The following is a 15,032-nucleotide window of genomic DNA, read 5'->3' as shown; positions in this document are numbered from 1 at the left end:
GCCTCCCCTTGGCGAGCGGGCGCCTACTCGGCAATGTCGCGATGGCGTAGCGCCTCAGCCCGCCCCCACTGCGTCGGGCTCCCCCGACGCGACCGGAACCGACTCCCGCTGGCCGGCAAACTGGTGCGACAGGATCCGGTACGACCGGGTCGCGAACGCCAGCCCGCCAATGACGATCATGGCGACCCCGGTGAACAGGAAGACGAGCGCGATCCCCCGCGCGTCTCCCTCGCCCAACAGCCACCCCCACCGGTCGCCCCCGGCGTCGGTGCGCATATACGGAATGACCCAGAACTGGGCGATCGGGGCGATCAGAAATGACGTGATCGGGGCCGCCGAGAACTCGAGCGCGGTCGCGGCGCCGAAGACGCGCCCCTGCTTGTCGAACGGCACCACCTTCTGAATCACCGTCTGCTCGGCCGCCTCTACCGCGGGCACGAGCGCCATGTACAGCCAGATTCCCCCGGCATACAGCCACCACGACTCGCGGATCGTGAAGACCGCCCCCAGCAGCCCCATCGCGATCACGACGAGCAACATGGTGCGGATGGGGTTTCTCCCCAGACCCCTGGCGGCGATGATCGCGCCGCCAATGATGAAGCCGGTCGAGGCGACGCCGAGCACGATCCCCCAGATCTGCACGTCGAAGAGTGTCAGCCCGTACGGGTCCATGAGCGCCATATAGACGCCGCCGATGAGGTTATTGAGCGTCGCGAACAGGATCAAGGCGAAGAGCCCGGGCACCGCACGAATCGCGGCCACCGCTCCGCGAACGTCGATCGCCTGGGCTCCGGCCACCCGCTCGGGTTTCGCCTCGGGCACCCGAATGAGCACGAGATGGAGGAGCGGGAGGGCGGTCAGGACAATCGAAATGATCAGCGTCCACCCCATCCCGAGGAACCCGATGGAGAGGCCAGACAGCACGCTCGTGACGACGAAGGCGAGGCCCTGCACCGTCCCGACGAGTCCGTTGGCGTTCGCGTGCCGCTCGACCGGTACGAGCAGGGTCACGGTCGTCGACAGCGCGATGTTGCGGAGGTTCTCGACCACCGCCCCGGCCAGGATGATCGTGGAAAAGATCCAGAACAGCGGGCCGCCGAGGTCGAGCATCGCCGACTCCGGCTGAGTGAAGAAGAGCAGGGCCGCCGTGAGGAACGCGACGAGGGTGACCAGCGCGGAAAAGACCATGACTCGTTGCTTGCGATGCCGGTCGACGACGGTGCCAAACACCATCCCGAAGATCGCGAGCAGCAGCAAGTATGCGCCGCCGATGATGCCGGTCGCGAGCACCGACAACGTCTCGAGGTACACCCAGAACACCAGCGCAAACCAGAGAAAGCTCGTCGTAATGTTCGCGAGGGCCGTGTTGATCAGGACGTGCAGGAAGATCCGCGACCCACCCGGAGGAGGTGGGGCGGCATCCGTCACGACTGATTCTGGCCCTACGCCCATGTTGCAACGATACGCCGGGATGCGACCGATCACGAGGGCCCCGGGGGCCGAGGGCGCCGCCTAGTCCTCCGCAGCAACCTTCGTGATCGGTGCGAGCTTCACCAGCAACTTCCGCTCGCCGACCGAGTCGAACATGACGTGCGCGACCCGCTTGGTACCGACACCGGTCACCGCGTCGACGCGCCCCTCGCCGTAGTCGTCGTGCAGGATCCGGTCGCCAGGCACCAGCTCGAGGTCACCGTTGTCGCGTATCGAGCCGACGATCGTGTTCGGGAAGCCGCCGCCGGCCGCCTGCAACGCCTTCGCGGCCTCCTTGCGCTCGCGCCACTTGTCGAGCGCTGACTGCATATTTCCGCTCGCGGGCTCCGAGATCGCGGCAGATCCGCGGCCGCCCCCGCCGAAGCTGACGGGCGAGTCGGCGTTTCGGCTTGTCGCCCCGCCCGAGCGCGACCAGCCCGATCCGCCCGATCCGTTGAGGGCCCGCGGCTGTGTGCCGCCGTGCGAGGTGACCTCGCCGGGCGACTGGCGCCAATCGATGAGCCCCTCGGGGATCTCCTGCAAAAAGCGCGAGGGCAGCGCCACGGAGACGTTGCCGAACTGCGATCGCGTGCTCGCCAGCGAGATGAAGAGCCGCTCGCGCGCCCGGGTGATGCCGACGTACATCAGTCGGCGCTCCTCCGAGACGCCGCCGACCTCGTCGACGGACATCTGGTGCGGCATCAGGCCTTCCTCGACCCCGGTCATAAAGACGACGCGGTATTCGAGGCCCTTCGCGGTGTGCAGCGTCATGAGCGAGACCGTGCCGCTCGTGTCGTCGAGGTCGTCCGCCGCGGCGACCAGGCTCACCTCGGTGAGGAACTCTACGAGACCCGCGCCCGGGTGCTGCACGTCGTACTCACGGGCCACGGCGACGAGCTCCTCAAGGTTCTCGGCGCGCGCCTCGTCCTGCGGGTCACGGCGCGAACGCAGTTGCTCGATCATCTGCGTCTCCGACAGGATCAGCGAGAGCACCTCGGCGACCGGGGCCGGCCGTTTGCCCGCGCCGGGGCTCAGCGTCTCCTCCGACGCCGGGTCGGCCGCCGCCGGCTCATCGACGGGGCCGGCAGGATCCTGCCCGGTGGCCGGCGTGCCCGCCGCCATCTGCGCCGCGCGCTCGAGCAGCTGCCCGAGCTCGAGGATCGCGCCGCGCACCTTGGGCCCGAACGATAGCTCGTCGACGCGCAGCATCGCCTCGTGGAACGAGATCTGCTGCGCCTCGGCGAAGTTCGCGAGCTGCGCCTCCGCCATCGGGCCGATGCCGCGCTTGGGAACGCCGAGCAGACGCGACCAGGCGATGGGGTCGTACGGGTTCATGACGCTCGTCAGGTACGCCATCGCGTCCTTAATCTCGGCACGCTCGTAGAACTTTGTGCCGCCGAGCACCCGGTACGGGATGGCCGAGCGGATGAGCAGCTCCTCCAGCGCCCGCGTTTGCGCGTTGGTGCGGTAGAACACCGCCATGTCCTGGTAGTCGATGGCGCCGCCGCTCGGACGGTGCAGCGACTCGATCTCCTCGGCGACGAAGCGCGCCTCATCGTGCTGCGAGTAGCCGGTGAATCCCACGATCGCGTCGCCGTCGCCTGCGTCCGTCCAGAGCTTCTTGTCCTGGCGGTCGAAGTTGTTGCCAATCACGGCGTTCGCGGCGCTCAGGATGTTCTGCGTCGAGCGGTAATTCTGCTCGAGCTTGATGACCTCTGCGCCCGGGAAGTCGCGCTCGAACTCGACGATGTTGCGAATGTCAGCGCCGCGGAAGGCGTAGATCGACTGGTCAGAGTCGCCCACGACGGTCAGGCTCGCCGCGGGGATGCGACCGGAGTCGTCAAGCTCCGCTGGGCGGGCGGGCGGCATGAGCCGTTCGACCTCCTCGGGCTCTACGGGCCGTGTGAGCTCGCGGATCAGCGAGTACTGCGCGTGGTTCGTGTCCTGGTACTCGTCGACCAGCACGTGCCGGAAGCGGCGCTGGTACACCGCCGCCACCTCGGGGAACGTGCGGAACAGATGCACTGTCTGACCGATGAGGTCGTCGAAGTCGAACGCGTTGGCCCGGCGCAGCTCGCGCTCGTAGCCACGGAAGATCTCCACGAACAGCCGCTCGCGCGGGTCCGCCTCGTTCGCGGTGCCCGCGTACGTATCGGCGCCGGTGAGCTCGTTCTTCAGCCGAGAAATCTTCGAGCCCGTGTTCGCGGGGGTGAAGCCGTACGTGTCGGCGTCGAGGTCCTTGATGAGGCGCTTGAGCAGCGCACGCGAGTCGGCCGAGTCGTAGATCGTGAACCCCGACACGTAGCCGAAGCGCTCTGCTTCGCGTCGCAGGATCCGCACGCAGGCCGAGTGGAAGGTCGAGATCCACATGCCCTCGGCACCCGAGCCGAGCAAGACCTCGGCGCGCTCGCGCATCTCGGCGGCGGCCTTGTTGGTGAAGGTGATCGCGAGGATCTGGCTCGGCCAGGCTTCCTTGCTGCGAATCAACCCGGCGATCCGATGCGTCAGCACCCGGGTCTTCCCCGAGCCGGCACCCGCCACGATCAGCAGGGCGGGGCCCCGGTAGGTGACCGCGCGTTCCTGGGGCGGGTTGAGCCCAGCGGTCAGCGGATCTGCCCCGGGTGCGGGGTTGCCGGCTGGCTGACCGGAAGGGTCCAGAAGTTCGAAGGTACTCATCGGCTCCAGTCTACGATCGAGCACCGACAGGCAGCTCTACGTGGCGTCCATACTCTCGCGCGCGGCGACGCCGAGGTCCGGGTGATCGACGAAGATTCCGTCGACCCCCGATTCCAACACGAGGCGGAACTCGCCCGGCCAGTCGCCCCACATCGCGGCCTCCCCGCCACGGGGCACCGTCGCCATTCCCCTCGGGCGAAAACGAGGGTTCAGGAACCGGTTCTCCGGGCGCAGGGTCCAGACAAAGACCCCAAGCCCTCGCCGGTGCGCCCGCTGTACGAGGTCGGTCGTCCCGTTGGCGAACCCGCGACGGGCGACACTGAGCAGATCGGCCTTCGCGACGCTGATCCCGTCGACACGGCCCACCAGCCAGTCGAGGCCGTCATCACTGCGGTACCAGGAATACGGTCGCGCAGCACGTCCGTTCAGCGCGCGGTCGTCGGGCGGCGAGCCCTCGGTCTCGGTCAGAAAGATGAACTGAGCGGCGGCCCCAACAGCCCGCAGGCGCTCAAGCACCCCGAGTTCGAAGCACTCGATGATGAGTCGTTCGGGACGGTCCGCCCACCCGCTCGCGTCGAGCTCGGCTCGCAGGAGCTCGTCGAGGGGCAGGCCGATGCCTGCGAAGTAGTGGGCGTGCTTGATCTCGACGACGACTGCCAAAGGACGCTTGCGTGCGGCACTCTCTTCATCGATGATGGCGAGCACGTCGCGCAGGCGCAGGATCCTGCCCTCGCCGTCGTAGTCGGCGTTGTCGGGGCGGGTCTTGCGCAGCCGCTCCCTCGTGGTGAGGGTCGACAACTCGGCCCAGGTGAAGTCCTCAGTGAACCACCCGGTGAGCTTGACGCCGTCGATCTTCTTGGTCGTGCGGCGACGCGCGAACTCGGGGTGATCAGCGACATCGGTCGTCCCCGAGATCTCGTTCTCGTGCCGTACGACGAGCACGCCGTCGCGCGTTGCGACGACGTCGGGCTCGACCGCGTCGGCGCCGAGCTCGAACGCGAGTCGGTACGCAGCCTCAGTGTGCTCCGGGCGATACCCGGGGGCGCCGCGATGCCCGATGACGAGCGGGCGACCGAAGCCGTCCCGCAGCGCTGAAGAAATCCGGGGGTTCGGCATGCGTCAAGCCTATCGCCGCGGGCGAACACCCGACTAAATCCCAGCCGCCAGGGCGCCCCTTTTCGATAGGCTGAGAGGGCCCTCCGGCCGCAACGACCAAAGGACCACCTGCTCATGAGCAACCCCGCCCTTACCAGCAACCCGGCGCTGAACGGCAAGTCCCTCAGCGCTGAGGAGCTTCGCCGCATCTACGACCAGCCCGCAGCGCAGGTTGAGCGCCCTGGCGTCGACGCCGCACAGGCTCCCGCCGCCCCCGTCATCCTGCCCTCAGACGACCCCATGACGATGGAAGACTCGATCGCCAAGACGGCGGCCCTCTTCGTCACCGTCGTAGCCTTTGCCGCGGTCGGCTGGATGTTCCTGCCGCAGCTGATGCTGCCCGCAGCGATCGTCGGCCTTGTCCTGGGCTTGGTGAACGCGTTCAAGAAGGAGCCGAACGTCGCCCTGATCTTCGGCTACGCCGTCGCACAGGGCCTCTTCCTCGGAGGCCTCTCCAGCTTCTTCGAGGCACAGTGGCCCGGCATCGTCTCGCAGGCCGTCATCGGCACCCTCTCGGTGTTCGGTGTCACCCTGCTGCTGTTCCGCAGCGGCAAGGTTCGCACCAGCCCCAAGATGACCAAGATCGTGCTCATCGCGATGGTCGGCTACCTCGTCTTCTCGGTCCTGAACATGATCCTCATGATGACGGGTGCCGTCACTGACCCGTGGGGCGTTCGCGGTGTCGAGGTTATGGGTATTCCGCTCGGCGTGATCATCGGCCTCCTCGCCGTGTTCCTCGCGGCCTACTCGCTGGTCATGGACTTCGAGTTCATCCAGAACGGCGTCCGCAACAAGGTGCCCCGCCGCTACGGCTGGTCTGCCGCGTTCGGCCTGATGGTCACGCTGATCTGGCTCTACGTCGAGATCCTGCGCATCCTCGCGATCCTGCGCGGCGACTAGCCACATCCGCGGGAGCTGACTGAGATGTTCGATCTGCGTTCACTTCCCGCACCCATCATCGCCGCGCCCATGGCCGGCGGCCCGACGACTCCCGAGCTCGCCGCAGCGGTTTCCCGCAGCGGCGGGCTCGGTTTCGTTGCGGGCGGCTATCTCACCGCAGCCGAGCTGCGCTCACGGTTTTCCCGCGCGCGGGAGCTCGCGGGGCCCGGCGCCCTCGGCATCAATCTGTTTGTCCCCGGGCCCACCGTCATCGACGAGGAAGCCCTCGAGGACTACGCGGCGCGGCTCGCTCCCTACGCGGCGGCGCTGGGCGTCACGCTCGAGCTGCCTCGGGTCGGGCAGGACCGCGAAGACTACGAGGCGAAGCTCGCGCTCGTCGGTGAGCTGGCGCCCGAGGTCGTCTCCTTCACGTTTGGCTGTCCCACGCCCGATACCCTGGGCTGGTTGCGCGCGCAGGGCATCTGTACGAGCGTCACCGTAACGACCCGCGCCGAAGCAGAGGCCGCCCTCTCCGCCGGGGCCACCTCGCTCACGCTCCAGGGACCGGACGCAGGGGGCCACCGCGGCACGTTTGACCAGATGGCCGTGCCCGACGCGACGCCCCTCGCCATACTGCTCGACGACGTGCTCGCGACGGCCGGGCACACTCCCGTGATCGCCGCTGGCGGCATTTCCTCCCCCGCTGCGGTCGCCGCGGTGCTCTCGGCGGGCGCGGTCGCCGCCCAGCTCGGCACGGCGTTCCTGCTCGCCGACGAGGCGGGCACGCACGCTGTGCACCGTACGGCGCTGGCCCTCCCTCACGAGTCCGCGCCGACGCGGGTCTTCTCGGGCCGCTACGGGCGAGCGCTCGTCACCGAGTTCGCCTCCGCGATGGACCTGTTCGCCCCGGCGGGCTTCCCCGAGATCCACTCCCTCGTGGCGCCGCTGCGCGCCGCGGCCCTTGCGAGCGACCACCCCGAGTTCGCCTGCCTCTGGGCCGGAACGGGCTTCGCCGAGGCGATTGCCGCACCGGCGTCCCGCATCGTGGCGGCGATGATGCCGCCCCGCGACTAGGGCGGATCCTGCCCGGGGCAGGTCCTCGCGCCCCACGCCCGGTGAATCATGCCGGAAACGCGAATCTTTCTGCACGGCTCAGGCCCGTTCATTCCGACATGATTCCCGTTTCCGACATGATTCCCGCCCGGGCGATGCGGCGCGGTCCCAGAGACGCAAAAACGGGGGCGCAGAAGCACCCCCGTTTTGCTGACCTACCTCAGTAGGGTTATTCCCACTCGATCGTTCCCGGCGGCTTCGACGTGACGTCGAGCACCACTCGGTTCACCTCGGGCACCTGGTTCGTGATCTTGTTCGAGATCCGCGCCAGCACGTCGTACGGCAGGCGCGTCCAGTCGGCCGTCATGGCGTCCTCGGACGAGACGGGGCGCAGCACAATCGGGTGACCGTATGTGCGACCGTCGCCCTGCACGCCCACCGAACGCACGTCGGCGAGCAGCACGACCGGGCACTGCCAGATCTCGCCATCGAGGCCCGCCGCGCTCAGCTCGGCGCGAGCGATCGCGTCGGCCTCGCGGAGGATCTCGAGGCGGTCACGGGTGACCTCTCCGACGATGCGGATGCCGAGGCCGGGGCCGGGGAAGGGCTGGCGCCCCACGATGGCCTCGGGCAGGCCGAGGTCGCGGCCGATCTGGCGCACCTCGTCCTTGAAGAGGGTGCGCAGCGGCTCGATGAGTTCGAAGTCGAGGTCCTCGGGCAGCCCGCCCACGTTGTGGTGCGACTTGATGTTCGCGGTGCCGGATCCGCCGCCGGACTCGACGACGTCGGGGTAGAGCGTGCCTTGGACGAGGAACTTGACCTTCTCGCCCTCGGCCTTCGCCTCGGCGACGAGGTCAAGCTGGACCTTCTCGAACGCGCGAATGAACTCGCGGCCGATGATCTTGCGCTTCTCCTCGGGGTCGGTGACGCCGGCGAGGTGGCCGAGGAACGTGTCCTCGGCATCGACCGTGATGAGGCGGACGCCCGTCGATGCGACGTAGTCCTTCTCAACCTGCTCCCGCTCGCCCTTGCGCAGCAGCCCGTGGTCGACGAACACCGCCGTCAGCTGGTCACCGATTGCGCGGTGTACGAGGGCCGTCGAGACGGCTGAGTCCACGCCACCCGACAGCGCAGAGATGACGCGGGCGTTCCCCACCTGCGCGCGGATGAGCTCGATCTGCTCGGCGATGACGTTGCCCGAGTTCCAGTCCGAGGGGATCTCCGCGACGTCGTGCAGGAAGCGCTCGAGCACCTGCTGACCGTGCGCCGAGTGTTTGACCTCGGGGTGCCACTGCACGCCGTACAGGCGGCGCTCGGCGCTGCCGAAGGCGGCGACCGGGGTGACCGCGGTCTTCGCAAGCACCTCGAAGCCCTCGGGCGCCTGCTGCACGGCGTCGCCGTGGCTCATCCAGACGTTCTGCGCAGCGGGGCCGTCGCCCAGAATCGCGCCGCCGCCAGCGATGATCTCGGCGTCAGTCGCGCCGTACTCGCGGTCGCCGGTGTTGCCGACCTTTCCGCCGAGCGCGCGCGCCATGACCTGGAAGCCGTAGCAAATGCCGAGCGTCGGGATGCCGAGATCGAAGATCGTCTCGTCGAACGCCGGTGCGCCGTCCGCGTAGACGGACGAGGGGCCGCCCGAGAGCACGATGCCGAGCGGGTTCTTCTCGGCGACCTCGGCGGCCGTGATGGTGTGCGGCACCAGCTCGGAGTACACGCCGGCCTCGCGCACACGGCGCGCGATCAGCTGCGCGTACTGCGCTCCGAAGTCGACCACGAGCACTGGGCGCTGCGCGGTGTGAGGGGTCTGGGTCATGAACGGCCTTCCGGGGTCGTGGGGGCAGCAATCGGAATCTGGGGTGCCTCGGCGGCCAGAGCCGCTTCCCGGCGGGCGAGATCGGCATTGACCTCGCGGACGACGCGTCCCTCCATGATGAAGGACAGGAACGGGACGACGCCGCCGAGCGCGAGCACGAGGAAGCGCCAGAACGGCCAGCGCATCGGGCTCCACAGCATGAAGTTACTGATCAGGTAGACGACGTAGAACCAGCCGTGGGCTACGAGAAACGCCTTGAACAGGTTGAACCCGGGCCGCACGAAGGCCTCTTCTTGGCCCTCGGGCACGATCGGCATGAACTCAGCGAAGCCGTTCGGCGTGAAGAGGAACAGCTCGACCTTGAAGGCGTACTTCATCACCATGACCGCGCAGAGCAGCAGCAACATGGTGCCGGTGATGACCGAGGTCACCTTGTACACGCTCAGAGCCTTGCGGATGCGCGGGAAGTCGGCGGGTTTGGGCTGAAGTGCCATGAGGTCCATTCTACGGCTGGCTGGGGGGTGCAAATTTCGGGGCAGGATCCGCGCCGGCGCCGATGCCTGCCGCGGTCTCTTCAGGCGAGCCTGCCGCCTGGTCTTCAGCCTCGGCGTCGATCGCGAGCTGGTCGAGTTCCTTCTCCCAGGCATCGCGCGTGATCCGGTACCAGAAGAAGAGCGCGAAGCCCGCGAACACGACCCATTCGAGCGCGTAGAAGAGGTTGAGCCAGTTGACCGTCTCCTCGGGCAGTGGCGGCACGGAGTTGATCTCCGCAAGCCCGCCCTCGGGCGTGTGCGACACCAGGTACCCGGCGAACACGGGCCCGTCGAACTCGGCCCACAGGTTCGCGAGCTGCGCCGGCATCATGGTGCGGAGCACCCATGGATCCTGGTCTGGCTTCGGGACGACCGGTCCCTCCGCGGGCATGTACCGGCCCTCGAGCTCGACCGGCGCAGGATCCGCGACATCGATCTTTGCGAGCGCGCGCTCGGCGCCCTGCGTGTCCGGTGCCCAGCCGATCGCAACCGACAGGTGGTTGGCGGGACTGTCGTCGGTGACCAGGTGCCCCACGACCCAGGCGCCCGTCTTGCCGTCGTTGACCCGGTTCTCCACGACGCGGAAGTCGCCGGGTGCGAAGGTGCCCGAGACCGTGACCATGCGCCCTGCGGCGGTGTCATTCACGGGAGTGCCCGGGCGGTTGAGCTCCTCGATGGCGAGCGGCGTCTCGCTGTCAATCGCCGAGTCAGAGTTGATTTTGACGGCGTGGCCCATCTGCCACTGCGCCAGCCCGGCGAAGCCGCCGCCGACCAGCAGTGCAAGCAGCAATGCGCCGATCCAGCGAGGCCGCCGCATCACCTGACCGAGCGTGGGTGCCGAGGTGCGGCTCATGTAATCGGGGCTCCTGGACGAAAGAGGAATGAGTCCAGCCAGTCTACCGAGCCCAGAATGGGCTTTTCCTGGTGGTCGGCGAACCTCGGTGCGAGCGAAACTCGGCAGGATCCCGACCCGCGCGTTAGGGGGTACCGAGCGCGGGCGCGCCGGGCTCTGTCGCCTGCAGCCGCACGCGGTCGGCGTCCGCGTCGGTGAGCTGATCCTGGCTGGCCCGCTCGGCGGCGACCCGCTCCAGGTATCGTGCCGTCTCAAGCTCGATCCGTGCCTCATCCCAGCCGAGCACGCCACCCATGAGGCGGGCGGCGACCGGTGCCGCCGCAATGCCCCGGTCCCAGGCCTCGATTGAGACGCGGGTGCGCCGCGCGAGTACGTCGTCCAGGTGCAACGCGCCCTCGTGGCTCGCCGCGTAGACGACCTCGGCGGCGATGTAGTCGTCGGCGCCGGGCAGCGGCTCGCCGAGTTCGGGGCGCTCGCCGATGAGGTCGAGGACCTCGTTCGTCAACGAGCCGTAGCGGTGCAACAGGTGCTCGATCCGCGCCGGGTGCACCTGGAACGCGCGCGCCACGCGGGCACGACGGTTCCAGGCGGCCCGGTACCCCTCAGCGCCCAGCAACGGCACGTCCTCGGTGATCGAGGCGGGGGTACGCCCCTCGAGGGCGTCGACCGCGGCGTCGATCGCGTCCTTCGCCATGACGCGATAGGTCGTCCATTTCCCGCCCGCGACCACGACGAGTCCGGGCACCGCGTGCGCGACGATGTGCTCGCGCGAGAGCTTCGACGTGTCGTCCGACTCACCCGACAGGAGCGGTCGCAGCCCCGCGAAGACGCCCTCGACGTCGTCGCGGGTCAGCGGCACCGCGAGCACCGCATTCACATGCTCGAGCAGGTAGTCGATATCGGCGGCGGTCGCCGCAGGGTGGGCCTTGTCCAAGTCCCAATCGGTATCGGTCGTGCCGATCAGCCAGTGCCGCCCCCAGGGGATGACGAAGAGCACGCTCTTCTCAGTGCGCAGGAGCAGCCCGAGCTTCGACTGGAAGCGGTCGCGCGGCACCACGAGGTGCACGCCCTTAGACGCGCGGACCTTGAACTGTCCGCGCTCCCCCACCATCGCCTGGGTGTCGTCGGTCCAGACGCCGGTGGCGTTCACCACCTGCTTGGCACGGATCTCGAATGTCTCGTCCGTGACGAGGTCCCGTGCGGTCACGCCGACGACGCGCTCTCCCACCTTGAGAAACCCCTCGACCCGCACCCGGTTCGCGGCGTGCGCCCCATAGGCGGCGGCGGTGCGGGCGACCATCGCGACGTAGCGCGCGTCGTCGACCTGACCGTCGGAGTAGCTGAGGCCGCCCCGGAACGCGTCCTTGCGGAGCCCCGGCGACGCACGCCGCAGCTGCTTCCGCGACAGGTGGGTGTGGAACGGGACGCCCGGGCCTCGCCGGCTCGTCCGCGCGAAGAGGTCGTAGAGCAGCATGCCGGCGCCGACATAGACGCGCTCGAAGACCGGCTTGGTGAGCGGGTACAAGAAGCGGACGGGATGCACGAGGTGCGGGGCGATGCGCTGCAGCAACAGGCCGCGTTCGATCAAGGCCTCGTGCACCAGCCCGAAGTTGAGTTGCTCGAGGTAGCGGATGCCGCCGTGCACGAGCTTCGATGAGCGGCTCGAGGTGCCCGACCCCCAGTCGCGGGACTCGACGATGCCGGTCGAGAGCCCCCGGGTGACGGCGTCGAGCGCCGAGCCCGTGCCGACGATGCCGCCTCCGATGACCAGGACGTCGAGCTCGCGCTCGGGATCCCGCAGCGCCGCGATGGCGGCGGCACGCTCCTCCGGGCCAAGTCGTAGTGTCCGACTCGCTTCTTGAGTTCTCTTCCGACTCATGCCGCCCCCTTCAGGGTCTCCGGTGGAGCGTGACGCCCGCTAACGCTGCGCGTGCACGATGTCGACGCGCTGGAACTCCTTGAGCTCCGAGTAACCCGTCGTGGCCATCGCCCGGCGCAGCGCGCCGATAAGATTCGCCGTGCCGTCCGCGACGTGCGCGGGGCCGTTCACAATCTCCGCGAGCGGCGCGACCGCGCCGACGCGCACGCGCGTGCCACGGGGCAGGTCGTCGTGGTGAGCTTCCTGGCCCCAGTGCCAGCCGGCGCCCGGGGCGTCGGTGGCGCGGGCAAGGGCCGAACCCAGCATGACCGCATCGGCGCCGCAGGCCACGGCCTTGATGAGGTCGCCCGAGGTGCCGAGGCCACCATCGGCGATGACGTGCACGTAGCGCCCGCCCGATTCGTCGAGGTAGTCGCTGCGCGCGCCCGCCACATCGGCGATCGCCGACGCCATGGGTGCGCGGATGCCGAGCGTGGCGCGCGTGGTCGATGACGCGCCGCCGCCGAAGCCGACGAGCACACCGGCCGCGCCGGTGCGCATGAGGTGCAGCGCGGCCTGGTACGTCGCGGCCCCGCCGACGATGACGGGCACGTCGAGCTCGTAGATGAACTTCTTGAGGTTCAACGGCTCGCGGTCATCGGTCGAGACGTGCTCGGCCGAGACGGTGTTGCCGCGAATCACGAACAGGTCGACGCCCGCGGCGATCACGGTGTCGGAGAACTCGGCCGTCCGGTGTGGCGACAGCGCGCCGGCGACGGTGACCCCGGCCTCGCGGACCTCGCGGAGGCGCTCCTGGATCAACTCGGGGCGGATGGGCGCGCTGTACAGCTCGCGCATGCGCTTCGTGGTCTCGACGCCGTCGCCGAGCCCGGCAAGCTCGTCCAGCAGGGGCTGGGGGTCTTCGTGTCGGGTCCACAGGCCCTCGAGGTTCAATACCCCGAGTCCACCGAGGCGTCCCAGCGCGATGGCGGTGGCCGGCGACATCACCGAGTCCATGGGCGCACCCAGCACGGGGATGTCGAAGTGGAAGGCGTCAATACCCCAACTGGTCGACACCAGCTCGGGGTCCCGAGTGCGTCGGGTCGGCACAATGCCGATTTCGTCGAAGGTGTACACGCGGCGGGCCCGCTTGCCGCGGCCGATCTCGATCTCGTTGCTCACACATCGAGTCTATCCGGTGCCGCAGACAGGCGGGCCCGCCTTGCGCTGCTACTTCTTGTAGTTGGGCGCCTCAACGACCATCTGGATGTCGTGCGGGTGCGATTCCTTGAGGCCAGCAGCCGTGATCTTCACGAACTGTCCGCGCTCCTTGAGCTCGGGAACCGTCCGCGCGCCGACGTAGAACATCGACTGGCGCAGGCCGCCAATGAGCTGGTGCGCCACCGAGCCGACCGGGCCGCGGTAGGGCACCTGACCCTCGATGCCCTCGGGAATCAGCTTCTCGTCACTCGGAACGTCCGCCTGGAAGTAGCGGTCCTTCGAGTACGAGGTGCGCTCGCCACGGGTCTGGAGCGCGCCAAGCGAGCCCATGCCGCGGTAGTTCTTGAACTGCTTGCCGCCCACGAAGGCGAGGTCGCCGGGGCTTTCGTCCGTACCCGCGAAGAGCGAGCCGATCATGACCGAGCTCGCGCCGGCCACGAGGGCTTTCGCGATGTCGCCCGAGTACTGCAGGCCGCCGTCCGCGATGACGGGCACGCCAGCCGGCGTCGCCGCTTTCGCTGCCTCGTAGACCGCGGTCACCTGGGGCACGCCGACGCCGGCGATGACGCGCGTGGTGCAGATCGACCCGGGGCCAACGCCCACCTTGATCGCGTCGGCGCCAGCCTCGACCAGCGCGCGGGCACCGTTGTAGGTCGCGACGTTGCCGCCGATGATGTCGATGTGCGCAAACGCCGGGTCGGCCTTGAGCTTCGCGATGATCTCGAGCACGCCGCGGCTGTCGCCGTTGGCGGTATCGACGACGAGGAGGTCCACGCCGGCGTCGACGAGCGCGCCCGCACGCTTCCAGGCGTCGCCGAAGAAGCCGATTGCCGCGCCGACGCGCAGGCGTCCGGCATCGTCCTTGGTCGCGTTCGGGTACTGCTCTTCCTTGTCAAAGTCCTTGACGGTGATGAGTCCGGTGAGCTTGCCATCGCTGTCCACGAGGGGCAGCTTCTCGATCTTGTGCGTCGCAAAGATCGTTGCGGCATCCTCGCGGCTGATGCCGACCGGCGCCGTAATCAGCGGCATCTGGGTCATGGCATCGGCGACCCGCACCGATGCACGGCGCTTCGGCTCGATGAAGCGCATGTCGCGGTTCGTGATGATGCCGAGCAGGATCCCCTGCTTGTCGACCACGGGAAGTCCGCTCACGCGGTATTCGCCGCAGAGCGCGTCCACCTCGGCAACCGTCGCTTCGAGCGACGTCGTGACGGGGTTCGTGATCATGCCGGCCTCGCTGCGCTTCACCCGGTCGGCCATCTCGGCCTGATCCTGGATGGAGAGGTTGCGGTGCAGGATGCCGAGGCCGCCGTTGCGCGCCATAGCGACCGCCATGCGCGTCTCGGTCACCGTGTCCATCGCCGCGGAGATCAGGGGAATGCCCAGGCTGATGTTTCTGGTCAGCCGAGTCGAGGTATCCGCCTCGCTGGGGATCACGTCGGTGTGCGCCGGCAGCAGCAGCACGTCGTCGTAGGTGAGTCCGGTGAACGCGAAGGGATCACGCTGTTCCATGAAGACCTC

At 68.5% G+C, this 15,032-nt stretch carries 11 protein-coding genes; 2 read left to right on the top strand and 9 right to left on the bottom strand.

The features are described 5' to 3' along the window. Positions 1-54 precede the first annotated feature (54 nt). Genes JW030_RS03285 through JW030_RS03275 form a run of 3 tightly spaced genes read right to left on the bottom strand, consistent with a single transcriptional unit; the run spans position 55 to position 5,262 of the window. Positions 55-1,452, bottom strand: coding sequence for an MFS transporter (locus JW030_RS03285; protein WP_188045697.1), 1,398 nt, complete (start codon positions 1,450-1,452; stop codon positions 55-57). Positions 1,453-1,512: 60 nt separating this feature from the next. Further along, positions 1,513-4,146 (bottom strand): ATP-dependent helicase, encoded by a 2,634-nt coding sequence (locus JW030_RS03280; protein ID WP_188045698.1) that lies wholly within the window; start codon positions 4,144-4,146, stop codon positions 1,513-1,515. A 36-nt stretch (positions 4,147-4,182) separates the two neighbouring features. After that, on the bottom strand, positions 4,183-5,262 hold the full coding sequence (locus tag JW030_RS03275; protein ID WP_188045699.1) for a glycerophosphodiester phosphodiesterase family protein: 1,080 nt from the start codon (positions 5,260-5,262) through the stop codon (positions 4,183-4,185). Positions 5,263-5,376: 114 nt separating this feature from the next. Here JW030_RS03275 and JW030_RS03270 point away from each other — a divergent pair, with 114 nt between their 5' ends. Both JW030_RS03270 and JW030_RS03265 read left to right on the top strand, forming a co-directional pair. Further along, positions 5,377-6,201 (top strand): Bax inhibitor-1/YccA family protein, encoded by an 825-nt coding sequence (locus JW030_RS03270; RefSeq protein WP_188045700.1) that lies wholly within the window; start codon positions 5,377-5,379, stop codon positions 6,199-6,201. Positions 6,202-6,225: 24 nt separating this feature from the next. After that, entirely contained in the window at positions 6,226-7,254 is a 1,029-nt protein-coding gene (locus JW030_RS03265; RefSeq protein WP_188045701.1) for a nitronate monooxygenase, read from the top strand. A gap of 208 nt (positions 7,255-7,462) precedes the next feature. Here JW030_RS03265 and guaA read toward each other — a convergent pair whose 3' ends face one another. From guaA to guaB, 6 genes are all read right to left on the bottom strand, one after another. Then, positions 7,463-9,046: a glutamine-hydrolyzing GMP synthase gene (gene guaA / locus JW030_RS03260; RefSeq protein WP_188045702.1), complete on the bottom strand. Its 1,584-nt coding sequence runs from the start codon at positions 9,044-9,046 to the stop codon at positions 7,463-7,465. Then, positions 9,043-9,540 (bottom strand): DUF3817 domain-containing protein, encoded by a 498-nt coding sequence (locus JW030_RS03255; protein WP_188045703.1) that lies wholly within the window; start codon positions 9,538-9,540, stop codon positions 9,043-9,045. Before JW030_RS03255 ends, guaA begins: the two co-directional genes overlap by 4 nt. 10 nt (positions 9,541-9,550) lie before the next feature. Continuing rightward, the gene (locus tag JW030_RS03250) at positions 9,551-10,432 is read right to left on the bottom strand and encodes an SURF1 family protein (protein ID WP_241095533.1); all 882 of its coding nucleotides are present in this window, start codon (positions 10,430-10,432) and stop codon (positions 9,551-9,553) included. A gap of 124 nt (positions 10,433-10,556) precedes the next feature. Further along, positions 10,557-12,311 carry a glycerol-3-phosphate dehydrogenase/oxidase gene (locus JW030_RS03245; RefSeq protein WP_188045704.1) on the bottom strand — a complete coding sequence of 585 codons (1,755 nt, stop codon included), beginning with the start codon at positions 12,309-12,311 and terminating at the stop codon, positions 10,557-10,559. A 39-nt stretch (positions 12,312-12,350) separates the two neighbouring features. After that, entirely contained in the window at positions 12,351-13,472 is a 1,122-nt protein-coding gene (locus JW030_RS03240; protein ID WP_188045705.1) for a GuaB3 family IMP dehydrogenase-related protein, read from the bottom strand. A 48-nt stretch (positions 13,473-13,520) separates the two neighbouring features. Next, positions 13,521-15,023, bottom strand: a complete 1,503-nt coding sequence (gene guaB / locus JW030_RS03235) for an IMP dehydrogenase (protein WP_188045706.1) — start codon at positions 15,021-15,023, stop codon at positions 13,521-13,523. Between the last annotated feature and the right edge of the window lie 9 nt (positions 15,024-15,032).

Origin of the sequence: Leucobacter sp. CX169 (genome assembly GCF_017161405.1) — a bacterium.
GTDB lineage: Bacteria > Actinomycetota > Actinomycetes > Actinomycetales > Microbacteriaceae > Cx-87.
Note: the sequence above shows the minus strand (reverse complement) of the source record. Positions and strands in the feature narration are given on the sequence as shown.